The sequence below is a fragment of the Pantoea sp. R13S299 genome, assembly GCF_048515925.1.
Lineage (GTDB): Bacteria > Pseudomonadota > Gammaproteobacteria > Enterobacterales > Enterobacteriaceae > Pantoea.
In genome coordinates this window covers 41,998-61,205 of record NZ_JBLYEF010000006.1, presented here as the reverse complement: position 1 = coordinate 61,205, position 19,208 = coordinate 41,998, and the positions used below count along the sequence as shown (strand labels likewise).

Annotated in this window: 17 protein-coding genes and 4 tRNA genes; 17 read left to right on the top strand and 4 right to left on the bottom strand. The window is 56.5% G+C overall.

Annotation, left to right across the window (positions count from 1 at the left end; all coding sequences use genetic code 11):
- The first annotated feature begins 13 nt into the window (after positions 1-13).
- The 11 genes from rfbA (at position 14) to ACN1CO_RS20715 (ending at position 7,726) form a co-directional block, all read left to right on the top strand.
- Complete coding sequence (gene rfbA / locus ACN1CO_RS20765) at positions 14-895, top strand: glucose-1-phosphate thymidylyltransferase RfbA (RefSeq protein WP_419140505.1); 882 nt, start codon at positions 14-16, stop codon at positions 893-895.
- The gene (gene rffC, locus ACN1CO_RS20760) at positions 873-1,580 is read left to right on the top strand and encodes a dTDP-4-amino-4,6-dideoxy-D-galactose acyltransferase (protein ID WP_419140504.1); all 708 of its coding nucleotides are present in this window, start codon (positions 873-875) and stop codon (positions 1,578-1,580) included. Before rfbA ends, rffC begins: the two co-directional genes overlap by 23 nt.
- Complete coding sequence (gene rffA / locus ACN1CO_RS20755; protein ID WP_419140503.1) at positions 1,567-2,697, top strand: dTDP-4-amino-4,6-dideoxygalactose transaminase; 1,131 nt, start codon at positions 1,567-1,569, stop codon at positions 2,695-2,697. Before rffC ends, rffA begins: the two co-directional genes overlap by 14 nt.
- Positions 2,697-3,947: a lipid III flippase WzxE gene (wzxE, locus tag ACN1CO_RS20750; protein WP_419140502.1), complete on the top strand. Its 1,251-nt coding sequence runs from the start codon at positions 2,697-2,699 to the stop codon at positions 3,945-3,947. The genes rffA and wzxE overlap by 1 nt, the downstream gene beginning before the upstream one ends.
- Positions 3,944-5,011 (top strand): TDP-N-acetylfucosamine:lipid II N-acetylfucosaminyltransferase, encoded by a 1,068-nt coding sequence (locus tag ACN1CO_RS20745; protein WP_419140501.1) that lies wholly within the window; start codon positions 3,944-3,946, stop codon positions 5,009-5,011. Before wzxE ends, ACN1CO_RS20745 begins: the two co-directional genes overlap by 4 nt.
- Complete coding sequence (gene wzyE / locus ACN1CO_RS20740; protein WP_419140500.1) at positions 5,008-6,351, top strand: ECA oligosaccharide polymerase; 1,344 nt, start codon at positions 5,008-5,010, stop codon at positions 6,349-6,351. Before ACN1CO_RS20745 ends, wzyE begins: the two co-directional genes overlap by 4 nt.
- A gap of 25 nt (positions 6,352-6,376) precedes the next feature.
- Positions 6,377-7,117 carry a lipopolysaccharide N-acetylmannosaminouronosyltransferase gene (gene wecG, locus ACN1CO_RS20735; RefSeq protein WP_419140499.1) on the top strand — a complete coding sequence of 247 codons (741 nt, stop codon included), beginning with the start codon at positions 6,377-6,379 and terminating at the stop codon, positions 7,115-7,117.
- Positions 7,118-7,275: 158 nt separating this feature from the next.
- A tRNA-Arg gene (locus ACN1CO_RS20730) sits at positions 7,276-7,352 on the top strand.
- A gap of 98 nt (positions 7,353-7,450) precedes the next feature.
- Positions 7,451-7,526, top strand: a tRNA-His gene (locus ACN1CO_RS20725).
- A gap of 16 nt (positions 7,527-7,542) precedes the next feature.
- Positions 7,543-7,629 (top strand) — tRNA-Leu (locus tag ACN1CO_RS20720).
- Positions 7,630-7,649: 20 nt separating this feature from the next.
- A tRNA-Pro gene (locus ACN1CO_RS20715) sits at positions 7,650-7,726 on the top strand.
- 1,012 nt (positions 7,727-8,738) lie between these two features.
- On the opposite strand, the gene hemY is transcribed toward ACN1CO_RS20715, so the two are convergent.
- Genes hemY through hemC form a run of 4 tightly spaced genes read right to left on the bottom strand, consistent with a single transcriptional unit; the run spans position 8,739 to position 12,763 of the window.
- The gene (hemY, locus tag ACN1CO_RS20710) at positions 8,739-9,935 is read right to left on the bottom strand and encodes a protoheme IX biogenesis protein HemY (RefSeq protein WP_419140498.1); all 1,197 of its coding nucleotides are present in this window, start codon (positions 9,933-9,935) and stop codon (positions 8,739-8,741) included.
- Positions 9,936-9,937: 2 nt separating this feature from the next.
- Positions 9,938-11,071 (bottom strand): uroporphyrinogen-III C-methyltransferase, encoded by a 1,134-nt coding sequence (gene hemX, locus ACN1CO_RS20705; protein ID WP_090966399.1) that lies wholly within the window; start codon positions 11,069-11,071, stop codon positions 9,938-9,940.
- Between the two features lie 25 nt (positions 11,072-11,096).
- Complete coding sequence (gene hemD, locus ACN1CO_RS20700; protein WP_419140497.1) at positions 11,097-11,825, bottom strand: uroporphyrinogen-III synthase; 729 nt, start codon at positions 11,823-11,825, stop codon at positions 11,097-11,099.
- Positions 11,822-12,763 (bottom strand): hydroxymethylbilane synthase, encoded by a 942-nt coding sequence (gene hemC / locus ACN1CO_RS20695; RefSeq protein WP_419140496.1) that lies wholly within the window; start codon positions 12,761-12,763, stop codon positions 11,822-11,824. Before hemC ends, hemD begins: the two co-directional genes overlap by 4 nt.
- 316 nt (positions 12,764-13,079) lie before the next feature.
- On the opposite strand from hemC, the gene ACN1CO_RS20690 reads away from it, so the two are divergent.
- From ACN1CO_RS20690 to yigB, 6 genes are all read left to right on the top strand, one after another.
- Positions 13,080-15,638, top strand: a complete 2,559-nt coding sequence (locus tag ACN1CO_RS20690) for a class I adenylate cyclase (protein WP_419140495.1) — start codon at positions 13,080-13,082, stop codon at positions 15,636-15,638.
- A 147-nt stretch (positions 15,639-15,785) separates the two neighbouring features.
- Complete coding sequence (lptM, locus tag ACN1CO_RS20685) at positions 15,786-15,986, top strand: LPS translocon maturation chaperone LptM (protein ID WP_419140494.1); 201 nt, start codon at positions 15,786-15,788, stop codon at positions 15,984-15,986.
- Positions 15,987-16,014: 28 nt separating this feature from the next.
- Positions 16,015-16,839: a diaminopimelate epimerase gene (gene dapF, locus ACN1CO_RS20680; protein ID WP_419140493.1), complete on the top strand. Its 825-nt coding sequence runs from the start codon at positions 16,015-16,017 to the stop codon at positions 16,837-16,839.
- Positions 16,836-17,540 (top strand): DUF484 domain-containing protein, encoded by a 705-nt coding sequence (locus ACN1CO_RS20675; RefSeq protein ID WP_283546590.1) that lies wholly within the window; start codon positions 16,836-16,838, stop codon positions 17,538-17,540. Before dapF ends, ACN1CO_RS20675 begins: the two co-directional genes overlap by 4 nt.
- Positions 17,537-18,442 carry a tyrosine recombinase XerC gene (gene xerC, locus ACN1CO_RS20670; protein ID WP_419140492.1) on the top strand — a complete coding sequence of 302 codons (906 nt, stop codon included), beginning with the start codon at positions 17,537-17,539 and terminating at the stop codon, positions 18,440-18,442. Before ACN1CO_RS20675 ends, xerC begins: the two co-directional genes overlap by 4 nt.
- Complete coding sequence (gene yigB / locus ACN1CO_RS20665) at positions 18,439-19,155, top strand: 5-amino-6-(5-phospho-D-ribitylamino)uracil phosphatase YigB (protein ID WP_419140491.1); 717 nt, start codon at positions 18,439-18,441, stop codon at positions 19,153-19,155. Before xerC ends, yigB begins: the two co-directional genes overlap by 4 nt.
- Positions 19,156-19,208 lie beyond the last annotated feature (53 nt).

The window sequence follows — 19,208 nt, the reverse complement described above, 5'->3', positions numbered from 1 at the left end:
ATAAGGAGCAGCGATGAAAGGCATCATTTTAGCGGGAGGATCGGGCACGCGGTTACACCCGATAACCCGGGCAGTATCAAAGCAACTTCTGCCGGTCTACGACAAACCGATGATCTACTATCCGCTCTCCGTGCTGATGCTGGCAGGGATTCGCGACATTCTGTTGATCACCACGCCGGACGATCGGGCGCAGTTTGAACGTCTGCTGGGTGATGGCAGTGAATTTGGTATTCGCCTCAGCTATGCGGTGCAGCCCAGTCCCGATGGACTGGCGCAGGCGTTTATCATCGGCGAATCCTTTATCGGCGATGACAATTGCTGCCTGGTGCTGGGTGACAATCTCTATTTTGGTCAGGGCTTCAGCCCCAAGCTGCGAAAAGTCGTCGAACAGAATCGTGGCGCAACGGTGTTCGGCTATCAGGTTATGGACCCGGAACGTTTCGGTGTGGTGGAGTTTGACGATAACTTTAAGGCGATCTCGATTGAAGAGAAGCCACAGCAGCCGAAATCGCGCTGGGCGGTCACCGGACTCTATTTCTATGACAATCAGGTTATCGAATTCGCGAAGCAGGTTAAGCCGTCATCGCGGGGCGAGCTGGAAATCACCGCCATTAACCAGATGTATCTGGAGCGCGGAGAGCTGACAGTCGAACTGCTGGGACGCGGCTTTGCCTGGCTGGATACCGGCACACACGACAGCCTGGTGGAAGCCAGCATGTTTGTGCAGACGGTGGAAAAACGTCAGGGCTTTAAAATTGCCTGCCTGGAAGAGATCGCCTGGCGTAACAGCTGGCTCAGTGATGACCAGCTGCGGACCGCCGGTGAAGCGCTGACAAAAACCGGCTACGGCCAATACCTGCTGGATTTATTACATGCCCGTCCACGTCAGTATTAATCCCCTTAGCTGGGAAAGCGCATTCTTCGGTATTGAGACCGTGCGGCTGGAGCCGCAGGGCGACAAGCCACTGGAGCAGGCGCTGCGTCATCCTTGTGCGCTGATGCAGATGAAAGTCGCGGCCAGCGAGACGGCGCTGATTGATACGCTGCAGCAGCATCAGTTCCAGCTGGCAGAAGGCGAGGCGGACCTGACGCTGGCGGTTAACGAGACCGAACGGCAGGCGGGGATTCGCATTGCGCGCGAAGCTCAAATTACGCAGCTGCGTGATGCAGCGTCTCAGCTCTTCAGCCAGAGTCGTTTTCGCGCGCCCTGGTATGCACCAGACGCCAGCAGCCGTTTTTATGCGCAGTGGATTGAGAATGCGGTGCGCGGAACGTTTGACGATCAGTGCCTGGTGGCCAGTGACGCCACGGGTCAGCTGCAGGGTTTTGTTTCGCTGCGCGCGGTGGACGGCGATGCCCGTATTGGTCTGCTGGGCGTGCTGCCTGACGCGCAGGGCCAGGGACTGGGTCAGCGACTGCTGTTGGCGGCGGCGGACTGGGCGCGGGTAAGACAGCTGTCTCAGCTTCGGGTTGCTACCCAGCTCAGTAATCTCACGGCGATGCGCCTCTATTTACGCAGCGGTGCCCGGCTCGACAGCACCGCCTACTGGTTTTACAGGAAAGGTCATGATTCCATTTAATGCGCCCCCGATCGTGGGCACAGAAATCGAGTATATGCAGTCGGCGATGAACAGCGGCAAGCTGTGCGGTGACGGTGGATTTACCCGTCGCTGTCAGCAGTGGATGGAGCAGCGTTTTGGCAGCAAAAAAGTGCTGCTCACGCCCTCCTGTACCGCTTCGCTGGAGATGGCAGCGCTGCTAATCGATCTGCAGCCCGGCGATGAAGTGATCATGCCGAGCTACACCTTTGTCTCGACCGCCAACGCCTTTGTGCTGCGCGGCGCGCGCATCGTATTTGTCGATGTGCGCCCGGATACCATGAACATTGATGAAACGCTGATCGAAGCGGCCATCACTGAAAAAACCCGCGCCATTGTGCCGGTGCATTACGCAGGCGTGGCCTGTGAAATGGATACCATTATGGCGCTGGCGGCAAAGCATAAGCTGTTTGTGATTGAAGATGCGGCGCAGGGCGTGATGTCACGCTACAAAGGTCGCGCGCTGGGCACCATCGGTCACATTGGCTGCTTCAGTTTCCACGAGACCAAGAACTACACCGCCGGTGGTGAAGGTGGTGCGACGCTCATCAACGACGCCAGCCTGGTCGAGCGCGCCGAGATCGTGCGGGAGAAAGGCACCAACCGCAGCCAGTTCTTCCGGGGACAGGTCGATAAATATACCTGGCGCGATATGGGGTCGAGCTACCTGATGGCCGATCTGCAGGCGGCCTATCTCTGGGCGCAGCTGGAAGTCGCTGAACGCATCAACCAGCAGCGGTTACACATCTGGCAACGCTATTATGATGCACTCCAGCCGCTGGCGGCTCAGGGTCGCATCAGCCTGCCGGTGATCCCCGCCAGCTGTGAACACAATGCACACATGTTTTACATCAAACTGCGCGATCAGGACGATCGCCAGGCGCTGATCAACTGGATGAAAGAAGCCGAGATACTGACGGTGTTCCACTATATTCCGCTGCACAGTTCGCCTGCTGGTGAGCGTTTCTCGCAGTTTGTCGGCGACGACCGCTATACCACGCAGGAAAGTGAACGTCTGCTGCGCCTGCCGCTGTTCTATAACCTGTCCGATAATAATCAGAGCACGGTTATCAGCTCACTGCTGAGCTTCTTTTCCTGATGTCATTAGCCAGAGCCTCAGTGTGGACCGCATCGTCCACGCTGGTAAAAATTGTGGCCGGTCTGCTGGTGGTCAAACTGCTGGCGGTGAGCTTCGGACCCGAGGGTGTCGGCCAGGCGGGGAACTTCCGTCAGCTGATCACCGTGCTGGGTGTGCTGGCGGGTGCGGGCATCTTTAATGGCGTCACCACCTATGTGGCGCAGTATCAGCAGCAGCCCGGACAATTGCGGGCAATGGTGGGCACAGCATCGACCATGGTGCTGGGCTTCTCCAGCGTGCTGGCGCTGCTGTTTCTGCTGGCGGCGGCACCCATCAGCACCGCGCTGTTTGGTCATGACCGCTATCAGGGCGTCATCCGCGTCGTCGCCTTTCTTCAGCTCGGCATTGCCTGGGCCAACTTTACCCTGGCGCTGCTGAAGGGCTATCGTGACGCGCGTGGGAATGCGCTGGCACTGATTCTTGGCAGCCTGATTGGCGTGGCCGGCTATCTGCTCTGCTGGTGGCTGGGTGGCTATCAGGGCGCACTGATTGGCCTCGCGCTGGTACCGGCTTTGCTGCTGCTGCCTGCGCTACTGATGCTGAAACGCCGCGCACCGCTGCCGCTGAGCTGGCTGCGCCCGCAATGGCACCCAGAGCTGGCGCGTAATCTGGCTAAATATACCCTGATGGCGCTGATCACAGCCGTGACCCTGCCGGTCGCCTGGGTGTTGATGCGTAACCTGCTGGCAGAGCAGGAAGGCTGGGCGCAGGTCGGATTGTGGCAGGGCGTCACCAGCATTTCCGATGCCTATCTGCAGTTTATCACCGCGACGTTTAGCGTCTGGCTGCTGCCGACCCTGGCGCGGCTCGATAACAAACGCGACATCGCGCGCGAGATTGGCCGGGCGCTGCGCTTTGTCCTGCCCGCCGTGGCCGTAGCCAGCTTTGGTGTCTGGGTGCTGCGCGATTTCGCCATCAGCCTGCTGTTCTCTGAGGCTTTTCGCGGAATGCGGGATCTCTTTATCTGGCAGCTGTGCGGCGATGTTTTTAAGGTCGGTGCCTATGTTTTCGGATATCTGGTTATCGCCAAAGCCTCGCTGCGCTTTTATGTTCTGACTGAGATCAGCCAGTTTCTGTTGCTGACCCTGTTCTCACGCTGGTTGATCCCGTTACATGGCGCGACGGGTGCGGCGCAGGCCTATATGTTTACCTATATGGCTTACTTTGCCCTGTGTTGTGGCGCTTTTATTGTTTACTGCCGGAAAAAATGACTTTAATTCACGTTTTGGGATCGGACATTCCCCACCACAATCTTACGGTGCTGCGCTTTTTCAACGACGTACTGAGCGTTGAGCAGCCCATGGCTTCGCCACGCCATTTTATGGTGGTGACGCAGCAGCCAGAAAGCCTGGCTCCGTTCAGTGCATTGCAGATCGAGTGCTTTACCAGCAAGAAAGCGCTGGCGCAGGCGGTTTTGCAGCGGGCCAGGAATCGTCAGCAGCGGTTTTTCTGTCACGGTCAGTTTAACCCGTGGATCTGGCTGGCATTACTCAGCGGTAAGCTGCGTCGTTCTCAGCTCTTCTGGCATGTCTGGGGCGCCGATCTCTATGAAGATTCGCGCAGCCTGAAGTTCCGCCTGTTCTATCTGGTGCGCCGCATAGCGCAGGGACGGGTTGCACAGGTTTTTGCGACCCGTGGCGACCTGCACCACTACCAGCAACGCCATCGCCGGGTTCCTGGTTCACTGCTCTATTTCCCGACCCGGATGCCAGCCGCCGCCGTTGAGTCTGCGCCGTCAGAGCCGTTTACGCTGCTGCTGGGCAACTCGGGCGATCCGAGTAACCGGCACATTGAAGGCTTAAAGGCGATTCACGCACAGTTTGGCGAGCGGGTGCGTATTGAGGTGCCGCTGGGCTATCCGCCAGGCAATGAGGCATACATCAGTCAGATTCAGGCCGCAGCAGAGAGGCTGTTCCCTGACGGTCAGGTGAATCTGATGCGTGAAAATCTGGCATTTGATGATTACTTAGCGCTGCTGGCACGCTGCCATGTCGGCTATTTTATGTTTGAACGTCAGCAGGGGGTGGGAACACTCTGTCTGCTGATCCAGGCCAACGTGCCGTTTGTCCTGACCCGCAAAAATCCATTCTGGCGTGATGTGGCTGAGCAGCAGCTTCCGGTATTGTTCAGCGAAGATACGCTGTCGCCTGCGGTCATCGCCGAGGCACGCCGTCAGCTGATGAGCCTTGATAAACAGGCAATTGCCTTTTTTGCGCCGGGCTATCTGGCTGGCTGGCTGGCAGCGTTACAGCTCAGTGAAGGGGAGTTGCCATGAGTCTTATGCAATTTGGCGGCCTGCTGGTGGTCTATCTGCTGTCGCTGGTTTTTATTCTGACCCTGACCTGGCGGGAGTTTAAGCGCGTCCGTTTTAACTTCCATCTGTTCTTTACACTGCTGTTCCTGCTGACCTTTTATTTCGGCTTCCCGCTGACCGCCGTGCTGGTGTTTCGCTTTAATGTTGAAGTGGTGCCGGTGGAGAATCTGCTGGAGGCGCTGCTGTCGGCGACGGCGTTTTACGCTATCTATTACGTCAGTTATAAAGTGCGGCTGAAACCTGCCGGTGCGCCTCCGGCGAAGCCCTGGCTGCAGATGAATCGGGTTGAAACCCACCTGACCTGCGTGATTCTGGCGCTGGTGGCGCTGGGAACCGTAACAGTGTTCTTCATCCACAATGGTTTTCTGCTGTTCCGCCTGACCGCCTATAACCAGATTTTCTCCAGCGAAGTGTCGGGCGTGGCGCTCAAGCGCTTCTTCTATTTCTTTATTCCGGCGATGTTGATCCCCTATTTTCTGAGTCCGACGCGACGCAACTGGTTGCTGTTCCTGGTCGTGACGGTAGCCTTTGGTTTGCTGACCTATGCACTGGTAGGCGGCACCCGCGCCAATATCATTATTGCGTTTGCCCTGTTCCTGTTCATCGGGATTACCCGTGGGTGGATCACGTTGTGGATGCTGGCAACGGCAGGCGTACTGGCGATTGCGGGGATGTTCTGGCTGGCGCTGCGCCGCTATAACCTCGACGTGATGGGCGATGAAGCGTTCTATACCTTCCTCTATCTGACGCGTGATACCTTCTCGCCGTGGGAGAATCTTGCCCTGCTGCTGGATAACTACGCCAGAATTGAGTTCCAGGGACTGGCACCGTTGTGGCGTGATTTTTATGTGTTTATTCCGACCTGGCTCTGGCCCGATCGGCCGCTGGCGGTGTTAAACAGTGCGAACTACTTCACCTGGGAAGTGCTGAACAACCATTCTGGCCTGGCGATTTCCCCCACGCTGATCGGGTCGCTGGTGGTGATGGGCGGCGTCTGGGCGATTCCCATCGGTGCTGTCGCGGTTGGGATGATTATTAAGGCCTTTGATGCGATTTATCAGCGTGGCTGCCTTGAGACCAACCGCTATACCGGCGCCATCCTGCAAAGCTTCTGTTTTGGCGCGGTGTTTAACATGATTGTGCTGGCCCGCGAAGGCCTCGATGCGTTCGGTTCTCGCGTGGCGTTTTTCTGCATCATTTTTGCTGCCTGTCTGGGCATGGCTAAATTACTTTTCTGGTTACTGGATCGCGCAGGTTTGATTCGCGACCGCAGCAGGCGGGTATTGCACAGCCCGCTCTGATTAACCTCTGGGATTGACAGAAGATATGACAACGTTAACTGAGACGCCGCAGTACCGTATTCGCGGCGTTGATTTGTATGGCTTCGAAAACATGCCGTCGGCGGTAAATTTCCTGATGCCGCCGCAGAGCGTTCGCAGCGGTATTTTAGTGGCGATTAATGCAGAGAAGATCCTGACCGCTGAGCGGGATGAGGGATTACGCACGCTGTTAGCGCAGGCGGAATATGCGTATGCCGATGGCATCAGCATTGTGCGTTCGATTCGTAAAAAATATCCGCAGGCGTCGGTGCAGCGCATTGCGGGTGCTGATCTATGGGAAGCGCTGATGGAACGCGCCGGGCGTGAAGGGACGCCGGTGTTTCTTATCGGCGGTCGTCAGCAGGTGCTGGATGAGACCTGTAATAAGTTACGTCGTCAGTGGAATGTGAATATTGTTGGCGCACAGGATGGCTATTTTGCGCCAGCCGATCAGGATGCGCTGTTTGCCAGGATTGCGGGCAGCGGCGCGAAGCTGGTGACAGTCGCCCTTGGATCGCCACGTCAGGAGCTGCTGATGCTGGCGTGCCGTGCGCACTGGCCTGATGCACTCTATATGGGTGTAGGTGGAACCTACGATGTTTTCACCGGCCATGTGAAGCGTGCGCCTAAGATCTGGCAGCGTCTGGGGCTGGAGTGGCTCTATCGTCTGATTCGACAGCCGAGTCGCCTGCGCAGACAATTAAAACTGCTTAAATATTTGCGCTATCACTGGCGCGGCGATCTCTGATATTGCTGATAAATGCCGCATTTTTAGGCGTTGTGAGAGAGGAAATGCACTATTTGTCGAGAAAGTGCACAAAGCGTAATCAAACGCGTCTTTTTATTTAAAAAGCACTAGACACGATGGGCGCTTATCTCTAGTATGCACATCCGCAACGGCGCTACGCGCCCGTAGCTCAGCTGGATAGAGCGCTGCCCTCCGGAGGCAGAGGTCTCAGGTTCGAATCCTGTCGGGCGCGCCATATCGTTTGTGCGCATGAGCTTCGGTGGTTGATTTACCGCGGTTGGCAGTAGAGATTTAAATGCTGCAGGTTTTAAATCTGTAACATTAAGAATTGTGGTGGCTATAGCTCAGTTGGTAGAGCCCTGGATTGTGATTCCAGTTGTCGTGGGTTCGAGTCCCATTAGCCACCCCAGATTTTGCTGGGAAACGCGAAGGTGGCGGAATTGGTAGACGCGCTAGCTTCAGGTGTTAGTGTCTTAACGGACGTGAGGGTTCAAGTCCCTCTCTTCGCACCAGGCAAAACAGTTAAAAAAATCGGCGAGTAGCGCAGCTTGGTAGCGCAACTGGTTTGGGACCAGTGGGTCGGAGGTTCGAATCCTCTCTCGCCGACCATTTTTAGAAACCTGTCTGAAAAGACAGGTTTTTTTTCGTCTGTAGAAAAGTGGGTGAGGACCTTTGCAGAAGGTTTAAGCGGGTACGGCGAGATAAGTTTGCTGTAAATCTGAGCCTGCGAAGGGAACACGGTCAGATCGGAAAGTCGCTAATGCCATCCATGGCCGCTCGGCCCGCACCGTCCCTGGCGCGGGACGCTTTCCTCTTCTGACCGTGTTCCCTGCGCGTTGAGCATATTTATTGGTGCAAGAGTCACTCTGCTTTGGATCCGTCAGTCGTCTGAAATGCCCATGTGAGTTCCTGATGCGTCTGCCATACGTGAAGCGAAGGGAGCATACGCCTGTAGCAAAGCATCGCGGGCCAGGGATGGGCCGCGCTGAGCCTGCCAGGGATGGCGTCTTTTGCGTCTTTGCGAAAGGCGTATGCTCCCTGAAGCCCGCACAGCAGTGAGAGAGGGCGGTGCGTTGCAACCAAAGCTACTCTGCTTTTATTTGGCCAACAGTCTGAGCAACGTCGTGAATCGCAGACAAATAAGCTATTGTAATTGTTGAAATTACCGTAAGAATCACCTCGCTGTCTCCATTCAGAGACAGAGAAAATGCCAGCTGTCGCCTGATACCGACACTTCCTGCCGTACCTCGCTGTAGAAAGCCTTAACGCTCTGCTTAATATATTGATTTATAGGTATTTTAAAAATAAATCTTAACCTGGCACGGCTTGTGCAATACTTCTGCTGTAGATGCTCATTCCACCTCTTATGTTTGCTGATGCTACATAAACCTGGGAATGATGCAGAGCCAATTTTAGGTACCTGTTGTCTGCCTGCCTGTATCGCAAAAGCCTTACAGGGTTAACAGACACCACGTTGAGTCAGGTACCTCCCGGTTGTCTTACCGACCTGATCTTACACCTGCCAATGGCAGGTGTTTTTTTTTGCCTGCGAGAACAGGGCGGCAGATTGCGGGCACAAAAAAGCCGGGCAAGCCCGGCTTTATCCTGTCTTACAACGGCATCAGACGTTGGGATTATTCTTCAGCGTCAGCAGTAATCCTTCACGACGCATCTTCGCGGCCTCTTCCGGACGATGCAGACGATCATAAACATCCGCCAGCCACGCATAATCGAAGGCATCCGGACGCTGTGCCAGCGCCTGCTGCAGCGCTTCAGCAGCCTGCTGCCATTCACCATGACGCATCAGCAACTGACCCAGCGTACTGTGCAGCAACGGCGTTGCACCATGCTGTTTGATCTGATGGCGTAATGCTTTCTCCAGCGCTTCCGGATTGCCGCTTTTGATGCGAGGCATCAGCAGCACCAGACGATCGTCATAATGACGCTTGAGGCCTTCCAGCACGATCGACTGCGCGGTGTCGTGATCGTTACACTCAATCAGATGATCCGCCATAGCGACCTGCAGTGTCGTATCCTGACGGGTCTTGCGGCTCAGCGTGCTCCACCAGCGCTTCAGGCCATCGCTGCCCTGGTCGGCCATCGCCTGATTCATCAGACCCAGCCAGGCCTGCTGCTGCAATGCATCGCGATGCGGCTCATCGCCAACCTGCGACTTCTGCATAGCAGGCAGAATATCCAGCAGGGCACTCCAGGCACCGGTGCGGACATACGCCTGTTCAGCCAGACGCAGCACTTCAGGGTGACGCGGAGCCACTTCCAGCAGACGGTCAATGCTGTGACGCGCAGCGTGATCTTCGTTACGGGCCAGCTGAATACGTGCGCGGGCAATTTCCACCGGGATGGTATTGCTTTCAGACAGCTCAGCGGCACGTTCAAGATGCTGATTGGCACGAATTTCATCACCACGCTGCTGGGCGGCTTCGGCTGCCAGCAGATAGTTGGCTACCGGCACATCGGCGTGATCGGCATCTTTAGACAGCAGTTTCTCCACCTGACGGTGGTCGCCTTCGGCCAGCTTCATCAGCGCCGACTGAGTATGACGCTGAGCGCGACGGCGTTTACGTCCGGTAAACCAGCCACGGGTACGCGCGCCGGTGTGCAGCACGCGGCGCAGCAGCCATTCCACGGCCAGAATCACCAGCAGGCTCAGGATAAGAATAATCACCAGGCCGGTCACGCTGGTTTCGATGTTCCAGTTATCGGTCTGAATCAGCACATAACCCTGATGACCGGCAATCATCGGTCCCAGCACTACGCCAGCAATCAGCAGGATAAAGAGGATAAATACCTTAAGCATGCTTAGCCTCCCTGCTGATTAGCAGCGGCAGAAGGTTGCGCTAACAGGTTCCGCACGCGGGTCTGCATCAGCTGTTCCAGCAATGGCTGACTTTCCAGGTTATCCGGCAGATCCATATTGATGTTCTGTTGGCTCAGCTCATCCAGCTGGGCAAGGAAGGCTTTGGTGGCGGCATCATTGGTGTCGTACCAGGCGCGAACCCAGGCGGACACGGTATCGATAGATTGTTTATAAATCTCATCCTGATGACGCGGTACGGCCTGCGCAGCAATCAACAGACGCGAGCGGATATTCTCACGCAGGTAAACATCCTGATTCGGTGCCAGCAGCGGCTGTGCAGTGTTATCGCGGCGGCGGATGGTAATAAAGTCATCCATGAAGTTATGCCAGCTTTTCACCAGATTCTGACGCCATTCGCGCACGGAACCTGAGAGTTCGCCGCCATCGCTGTCCATCGGCGCATCATCACTGTCGTTGTCGGCCAGACGCAGATTATCGACATTGTTCGAGAGCTGATTCAGCTTGAGGATCACGCCGTCGTAGTCGACCTGCGTAACAGAAGAGAGGTTACTGATATCCTGGGTCAGCGCACGACGCACATTCATGACGCTGGGATCGTTCATATCGGCCAGGCTGGCATCAGCGCTTTTCAGCAGTGCAGCAGCGGTCGTGACATCCTGATCGCTCCAGAGTTTACGGCCTGCCAGTTTCACCAGATAGTCCGCCTGTGCCAGCAACCAGCTGCGCACGTCGTTGCCAGAGATCACGGCCACTTTTTCACGCAGGGTTTCCAGCTCTTTAGCTGACGCACTCTGCTGTTGCTGCGCCGTCTGCAACGCGGTTTCGGCGCCACTCAGTTGCTGTGTCAGCTGCTGCTTATCGCTGCTGGCCTGCTGCTGCAACGCGCTTAACTGATCGCTCAGCTTCTGATTGGTTTGTGCCTGTAAATCAGCCTGATGTTTCCCGTTAAGGTATAAACCCGCACCAATCGCCAGCGCTATGACAATCGCCACTGCTCCCAACACCATGCCACCATTTTTCGCATTACGCGGTGGTGTGCTGTTGCTGGAAGGAGAGCGGTCGACCGCTGGGGTGGTTTCTTCAACCATGGCGGAGGAGTCTTTTTGTTCCGTCATATGTGGCACATCCCATTGTTAAAGTTCAGCGTAACGCGCGCAGCAGCGCATCGTTATCGGCACCATCGGCTACCTGAATATCCTGCCAACCTAATCCAGCGGCCAGGGTAGCCAAACGTTCACTGACGACAATCAGTCGGCAGTGGAGCAGCCATTCCTCGCGATCAACCGCAGGGAACAGCGAAAAGAGCTGTTGTAACATTTCACCGCTGGTCACTACCAGCACAGAGACGCCGCGATCGCGCCAGCGGCGGCCTTCAATGGGTCCATCATAATGCTTCTGGCAGCGCTGATAGCACGCAGCAAACGTCACCTCAGCACCTCGCCGGGTTAAGGTCTCTGCCAGCAATTCGCGACCGGGATCGCCACGCAGAATCAGCGCACGTTTACCGGCAACCTGCTGAAGCGTGTTTATCTGGATCAATTCCTCACTGGTTTCATGAGCATGAGGCCAGGTCACCTGCTGTCCGCTGACGGTGTGAAACGCCAGCGCGGTGCTGCGACCAATTGCATAATAGTCCAGCTCAGTGGGCCATGCTTTGATCGCGTGCTGTGCGTAGTGAATAACCTGCTGAGAAAGGATAAAGACGAGGTCGCCAGCACGAAGTCCGGCGAGCTTCTGGGGCAGAGAGGCGAGGTCAGCGCCCGGCGCAAACTCGATCAGCGGCAGGCTCCACGCCTGTTTGCCAAGGGCATGCAGGCGTGACACCAGCTCTGCCGCTGCGGGTTCCGGGCGCGTCACCAGGATGGTCATGCCGGCGGCTGCCCCTGGTAAACTTCTTTCAGGATTTCACGTGCGCCGCCATTCAGCAGTTCATCGGCCAGTGAAATGCCCATCTGTTCTGCCTGCGCGCGTGGACCACGACGTTCACCGCTGACCATCACCCGGCCATCCGGTGCGCCGACCATGCCGCGCAGCCAGAGGTCATCGCCTTCCAGCACCGCGAAACTGCCGATGGGTACCTGGCAGCCACCCTCTAAGCGGGTATTCATGGCGCGTTCCGCTCTGACACAAACTTCGGTGTCATCGTGGTTCAGTGCCCGTAACAGGTCAATTAAGACGCTGTCGTCCAGACGGCATTCAATGCCGACCGCACCCTGACCCACAGCGGGCAGGGAGACTTCGGCAGGCATCGCCTGGCGAATGCGATCTTCCAGTCCCAGGCGTTTCAGCCCGGCGACGGCAAGAATAATCGCGTCATACTCGCCGGCATCGAGCTTGCCGAGGCGGGTGCCCACATTGCCACGCAGCGAGCGGATCACCAGATCCGGGCGGCGCGCGCTAATCTGGCACTGACGACGCAGGCTGGAAGTGCCGACGATGGCACCCGGTGGCAGCGCGTCAATAGAGTCATAATGATGAGAAACGAACGCATCGCGCGGATCGTCGCGCTCGCAGATGGTCACCAGGCCCAGACCTTCAGGGAAACTGACCGGCACATCTTTCATAGAGTGCACCGCCATATCGGCACGGCCATCCTGCATCGCCAGCTCAAGCTCTTTGACAAACAGACCCTTGCCACCCACTTTTGCCAGCGGGGTATCAAGGATAATGTCACCTTTCGTGACCATAGGCACCAGCTCAACGCGCAGTCCCGGATGGGCACTCATGAGGCGTTGCTGTACATAATGTGCCTGCCATAATGCGAGCGGGCTTTGTCTTGTAGCAATTCTGAAAATTTTGTCTAACATGCTGTTAACCATTTTTATCGTTCACTGAATATCCTATCATCTCTGGGTGAATACTGTCAGTTTCAACGGATTGAAAACGGTCTGCGCGTGGTTTCAGGCCCGGTTTATCAAGCCATAACGTGGGAACCCGTGCTGAACAGGCGGGAAGCGGGTAAGAACGTGCTAAACTGTTAAGTAGCGCAACTTTCTTTACGGTCAATCTGGCGAGTGTTAGATTGATCACGTTTCCAGCAATTATCTGCCCACTTTTTACTTTAATAAGCGGCAGAGCGTGGAAACAGGGTGCTTAAACACTGGGACAATCAGGCGAAACGTCTTGTACCTCTACATTGAGACACTGAAACAGAGACTGGATGCAATTAACCAGCTGCGCGTTGATCGTGCGCTGGCTGCCATGGGACCCGCTTTTCAGCGCGTCTACAGTCTGCTGCCAACCTTATTACATTATCAACACCCTCAGATGCCGGGTTACCTTGAAGGTAGCGTTCCACATGGCATCAGCTTCTACACGCCTGATGAAAATCAGCGCCAGCTGCTGGCCGATCTCACCGGCGACAGCGACCTGCGCCATGCCGATGCGCCGAAAGGCGAAATGCCGATTACGGCGATCTACTCCATGGGCAGTACCTCCTCAGTCGGCCAGAACAGCGTCTCGGATCTCGATATCTGGGTCTGCCATCAATCCTGGCTCGATAATGAAGAGCGCCTGAATCTGCAGCGTAAATGTACGCTGCTGCAGAAGTGGTGCGTCTCGATGGGCGTGGAAGTCAGTTTCTTCCTGATTGACGAGAATCGCTTCCGTCATAACGAAAGCGGCAGCCTGGGCGGTGAAGACTGCGGCTCAACCCAACACATTTTACTGCTGGATGAGTTTTACCGTACCGCGGTTCGTATGGCGGGCAAACGCCTCCTGTGGAATATGGTGCCGGGTGAAGAAGAGCATCATTACGACGACTACGTAATGTCGCTGTACGCCAAAGGCGTGCTGACCCCGAATGAGTGGCTCGATCTGGGCGGCCTCGGCACGCTGTCGGCAGAAGAGTATTTCGGTGCCAGCCTGTGGCAGCTCTATAAAAGTATCGACTCGCCTTATAAAGCCGTACTGAAAACGCTGCTGCTTGAAGCCTACAGCTGGGAATACCCGAATACGCAGCTACTGGCGATGGATATCAAACAGCGCCTGCACGACGGTGAAATCATCTGCTTCGGACTCGATCCTTATTGCATGATGCTGGAACGCGTCACGCACTACCTGACCAGCGTGGACGATCAGCCGCGCCTTGACCTGGTGCGTCGCTGTTTCTATCTCAAAGTGTGTGAAAAGCTCAGCACCGAAGATCATCAGCACCGTACCGGCTGGCGTCGCGAGATTTTATCGCAGCTGGTGAAAGAGTGGGGCTGGAACGAAGAGAAGATCGCCATTCTGGACAACCGCGCCGAGTGGAAAATCGAGCGGGTGCGTGAAGCCCATAACGAATTGCTGGATGCGATGATGCAGAGTTATCGCAACCTGATCCGCTTTGCCCGCCGCAATAACCTGAGCGTCAGCGCCAGCCCGCAGGATATCGGTGTATTGACCCGTAAACTGTATGCCGCGTTTGAAGCGCTGCCGGGCAAAGTGACGCTGGTGAATCCGCAGATTTCGCCCGATCTCTCTGAACCGAATCTGACCTTTATTCATGTGCCGCCTGGCCGCGCCAACCGTTCCGGCTGGTATCTCTATAATCAGGCACCGGATATGGATTCGATCATCAGCCATCAGCCGCTGGAATATAACCGCTACCTGAACAAGCTGGTGGCGTGGGCATGGTTCAATGGTCTGCTGACCCGTAAAACCCGGCTGCATATTAAAGGCAATGAGATTTGCGATCTGGCGCGCCTGCAGGAGCTGGTTAACGATGTTTCCAGCCACTTCCCGCTGCGTCTGCCTTCGCCGACGCCAAAAGCGCTCTACAGCCCGTGCGAAATCCGGCATCTGGCGATTATTGTTAACCTTGAGCATGACCCGACTGCGGCCTTCCGCAATCAGGTGGTGCACTTCGACTTCCGCAAGCTGGATGTCTTTAGCTTTGGTCAGCAGCAGCAGTGCCTGATTGGCAGCATCGATCTGCTCTATCGCAATTCCTGGAATGAGGTGCGTACGCTGCACTTCAGCGGCGAACAGGCGATGATCGAAGGGCTGAAAACCATTCTCGGCAAGATGCATCAGGATGCCTCACCGCCGGATACGGTGGAAGTGTTCTGCTACAGCCAGCATCTGCGCGGTCTGATTCGCACGCGCGTGCAGCAGCTGGTCTCAGAATGTATTGAGCTGCGCCTCTCCAGCACACGTCAGGAGCCTGGTCGCTTTAAAGCGCTGCGCATGGCGGGTGAGACCTGGGGACTGTTCTTTGAACGCATGAGCGTCTCTGTGCAGAAGCTGGAAAACGCGGTGGAGTTTTATGGCGCGATCTCCAACAACAAGCTGCACGGGTTGTCGATCAAAGTCGAAACGAATCAGACGCCGCTGCCACCCGTGGTCAACGGCTATGCCAGCGAAGGCATCATTCAGTTCTTCTTTGAAAACACCACGGATGAGCGCGGCTTCAATATCTACATTCTCGATGAGACCAATCGGGTTGAGGTCTATCATCACTGTGAAGGCAGTAAAGAGGAGCTGGTGCGCGACGTCAGTCGCTTCTACTCCTCATCGCACGATCGCTTCACCTATGGATCGAGCTTTATCAACTTCAACCTGCCGCAGTTCTATCAGATTGTGAACACCGGAGAGCGATTCCAGGTGATTCCGTTCCGTAGTCAGACGCTGACGCAGCTGTGTACGACGCAGCCTGACAACGACAACAGCGACTATCAACCGCGCTATCAGGTGCATTGATGCTGACGGGCTGCCTGCGCTCTGCAGGTGGCCGCTATCTTTCTGGCTTGTCACCCGGCTCACGCTATTAGCGGGGATTTCCTGTTGCTTTTCCACCTTCAACTGCGATGATAAGCATCCAGGTAAAGGACATGAAGAGCATAAAGAATGAAGAAAGTAATAAGCCTGTTGGCCATGGCACTGGCAATAACCAGCCTTACAGGTTGTGGTCTGAAAGGACCGCTCTACTTCCCGCCGAAGGATCAGCCGAAGAAACAACAATCGCCGACCGAAAGCCAGAAAGCGGATGCCACGAAAGCCGATGTTGGCGGTCTGGTGACCGGCAATTCAGGCGCACAAGCGAACTAATCTGATGGCTTATCCGGCGGAGCAAAAAATGCAGTTCTCCAAAATGCACGGTCTCGGCAACGATTTTATGGTTGTGGATGCGGTGACACAAAACGTCTTCTTCTCGCCGGAATTGATCCGCCGGCTGGCCGATCGTCATCTGGGGATCGGTTTTGATCAGCTGCTGATTGTTGAACCGCCTTACGATCCCGATCTCGATTTCCACTATCGCATTTTCAACGCTGACGGCAGTGAAGTGGCCCAGTGTGGCAACGGTGCGCGCTGCTTTGCCCGCTTTGTTCAGCTGAAAGGGCTGACCAACAAAACCGATATCCGGGTCAGTACCCAGAATGGCCGCATGGTCCTCACCGTGACGCCTGATGATCAGGTGCGTGTGAACATGGGCGAGCCCAACTTCGAGCCTCAGCAGGTGCCATTCCGCGCCAACAAAGCCGAAAATCTCTATCTGCTGCGCGTGGCCGAGCAGACGGTGATGCTGGGTGCGGTGTCGATGGGTAATCCTCATTGCGTTATTCAGGTGGAAAGCGTTAAAACCGCACAGGTTGAACTGCTGGGCCCGATTCTGGAGAGCCACGAGCGCTTCCCGGATCGCGTCAATGTCGGTTTTATGGAGATCATTAATCCCGAACATATCCGCCTGCGCGTCTACGAACGCGGAGCGGGTGAAACGCAGGCGTGCGGCAGTGGCGCCTGTGCTGCCGTTGCATGCGGCATTCAGCAGGGCATTCTGGCACCGAAAGTGCGTGTCGATCTGCCTGGCGGAACGCTACACATTGCCTGGAAAGGTGCCGGTCAGCCGCTCTACATGACCGGGCCTGCGACACACGTCTACGATGGGTTTATTCATCTATGAAAAATATCGAAGAGCAGGCTGACAGTTCGGTTCTGCTGGACGATCAGGCCGTCAGTGATTATCTGCGGCAGAATCCTGATTTCTTCATCCGCAATGCCCGCGAAGTGGAACAGATGGCTGTGCCGCATCCGGTGCGCGGCAGCGTCTCACTGGTCGAGTGGCATATGGCGCGGCAACGCAACCATATCCAGCGGCTGGAAGAAGAGATCACGCTGCTGATGGAGCAGGCCAGCGCTAACCACGAACTGTTTGACCGTCTGCTGTCGCTGGAAAGCCATCTGGCCGCGGCTGACTCGCTGCAGGATATGCTCAACCGTCTGCATCGCTGGGCGCGTGAGCTGGGTCTGGCGGGCGCCAATGTGCGGCTGTTCAGTGATAAATGGCTGCTGGGCGCGCCCTCCGATTTCTTTCAGCTAAGCCTGTCGCGTCAGGCGTTTGAACCGCTGCGTATTCAGCGCTTCGGCAACCAGCATCACTATCTCGGCAATATTAACGGGCCGGAACTGTTGTTGCTGTTGCCGCAGGCCAAAGCGATCGGCTCGGTTGCGATGTCGCTGATGGGCGAAGAGGGCGATCTCGGCGTGCTGGTGTTCAGCAGTCGCGACAGCCAGCACTATCAATCGGGGATGGGGACACTGCTGTTACAGCATCTGTCGCAGATGATGCCTGATCTGCTTTCCCGCTGGGTTGAACGCGCATGAGCAGCGCGCTGCAGGAGGCCGTCGACGGATTCCTGCGCTTCCTGAAAGTGGAGCGCCAGCTCAGTCCGTTAACCCAGAGCAGCTATGCGCGACAGCTTGCCGCGTTGCTGGCGATTGCGGATGAGATGAAGCTCAGCAGCTGGGCAGAGCTGGAACCCGCGCAGGTGCGCAGCATGGCCGCACGCAGTCGTCGCGCCGGACTCTCTGCCAGCAGCCTTGCGCTGCGTCTCTCCGCCCTGCGCAGTTTTCTCGACTGGCAGGTGAGCCAGGGTTTGCTTTCCGCTAATCCGGCCAAAGGGGTGATGACGCCGCGTAAAGCGCGCCATCTGCCTAAAAATATTGATGTTGATGAAGTCAATCAGCTGCTGGAGATCGACCTGGACGATCCGCTGGCGGTGCGTGACCGGGCGATGCTGGAAGTGATGTATGGCGGCGGTCTGCGTCTCTCCGAACTGGTGAATATGGATTGCCGCCACGTCGATCTCGATTCAGGCGAAGTATGGGTCGTGGGTAAGGGCAGCAAAGAGCGGCGCGTACCGATTGGCCGCACGGCGGTCACCTGGATCCAGCACTGGCTGCCGCTGCGTGAAACCTTTGGCGGCCAGGATGATGCGCTGTTTCTGTCGACGCGCGGCAACCGCATCTCGCCCCGTAACGTGCAGAAACGCTTTGCCGAGTGGGGCATCCGTCAGGGTCTGGCGAGCCATATCCATCCGCATAAGCTGCGACACTCCTTTGCCACGCACCTGCTGGAGTCCAGCGGCGACCTGCGCGCCGTGCAGGAGTTGCTGGGGCATGCGAATCTGTCGACCACCCAGATCTACACCCATCTCGACTTCCAGCATCTGGCTTCGGTGTACGATGCTGCGCATCCCCGCGCCAAACGAGGAAAGAACGAATGAAGTTTTATCGTCCGCTGTCGGCCATAAAAGCCATGACCTTCGACCTTGATGACACGCTTTACGATAACTACCCGGTGATTCGTCGTACCACGCTGGAGTCCCATGCGGCGTTGCAGGCTTACCATCCGGCGCTGCGTGACTTCACGCCGCAGGATTATCAGCAGTTGCGTGACGACCTGCTGCAGCGTGAGCCTGAAATCTATCATGACGTATCGGAGTGGCGACGCCGTTCGGTGGAGCTGGCGATGCTGAATGTCGGCCTCTCTGCTGCTGAAGCCACTGCGGGCGCGGCAGACGTGATGGCGGTCTTCCATCAGTGGCGCAGTCAGGTTGAGATGCCGGATGAGACACATCAGACGCTGAAAGCACTGGCGGAAAAAATCCCGCTGGTGGCGGTCACCAACGGCAACGCCTGCCCGGAAAAAATGGGCATTGCGCAATACTTCCAGTTCACGCTGCGGGCCGGGCCTGATGGCCGCGCCAAGCCGTGGCAGGATATGTATCAGCTTGCCGTGCAACGCCTTGATATTGCCCCGCACCATATTCTGCATGTGGGTGATGACCTCACCACCGACGTCGCCGGTTCACTGCGCTGCGGACTGCAGGCCTGCTGGATTAACCTGCGGCAGGGCAACCTGATGCATATCCCGGATGCGCGCCTGTTGCCGCATGTCGAAATTTCGCGGTTGGCATCACTCACCTCACTGCTATAATGGCTGTAAATTTATCCAGTCGTCTCTTCTTCTCTGCTTTGCCGCTGTCCCTT

Coding starts and splice junctions, on each gene's coding strand:
- rfbA (WP_419140505.1), top strand. CDS start 14: ATGAAAGGCATCATTTTAGCGGGAGGATCGGGCACGCGGTTACACCCG.
- rffC (WP_419140504.1), top strand. CDS start 873: ATGCCCGTCCACGTCAGTATTAATCCCCTTAGCTGGGAAAGCGCATTC.
- rffA (WP_419140503.1), top strand. CDS start 1,567: ATGATTCCATTTAATGCGCCCCCGATCGTGGGCACAGAAATCGAGTAT.
- wzxE (WP_419140502.1), top strand. CDS start 2,697: ATGTCATTAGCCAGAGCCTCAGTGTGGACCGCATCGTCCACGCTGGTA.
- ACN1CO_RS20745 (WP_419140501.1), top strand. CDS start 3,944: ATGACTTTAATTCACGTTTTGGGATCGGACATTCCCCACCACAATCTT.
- wzyE (WP_419140500.1), top strand. CDS start 5,008: ATGAGTCTTATGCAATTTGGCGGCCTGCTGGTGGTCTATCTGCTGTCG.
- wecG (WP_419140499.1), top strand. CDS start 6,377: ATGACAACGTTAACTGAGACGCCGCAGTACCGTATTCGCGGCGTTGAT.
- hemY (WP_419140498.1), bottom strand. CDS start 9,935: ATGCTTAAGGTATTTATCCTCTTTATCCTGCTGATTGCTGGCGTAGTG.
- hemX (WP_090966399.1), bottom strand. CDS start 11,071: ATGACGGAACAAAAAGACTCCTCCGCCATGGTTGAAGAAACCACCCCA.
- hemD (WP_419140497.1), bottom strand. CDS start 11,825: ATGACCATCCTGGTGACGCGCCCGGAACCCGCAGCGGCAGAGCTGGTG.
- hemC (WP_419140496.1), bottom strand. CDS start 12,763: ATGTTAGACAAAATTTTCAGAATTGCTACAAGACAAAGCCCGCTCGCA.
- lptM (WP_419140494.1), top strand. CDS start 15,786: ATGAAGAAAGTAATAAGCCTGTTGGCCATGGCACTGGCAATAACCAGC.
- dapF (WP_419140493.1), top strand. CDS start 16,015: ATGCAGTTCTCCAAAATGCACGGTCTCGGCAACGATTTTATGGTTGTG.
- ACN1CO_RS20675 (WP_283546590.1), top strand. CDS start 16,836: ATGAAAAATATCGAAGAGCAGGCTGACAGTTCGGTTCTGCTGGACGAT.
- xerC (WP_419140492.1), top strand. CDS start 17,537: ATGAGCAGCGCGCTGCAGGAGGCCGTCGACGGATTCCTGCGCTTCCTG.
- yigB (WP_419140491.1), top strand. CDS start 18,439: ATGAAGTTTTATCGTCCGCTGTCGGCCATAAAAGCCATGACCTTCGAC.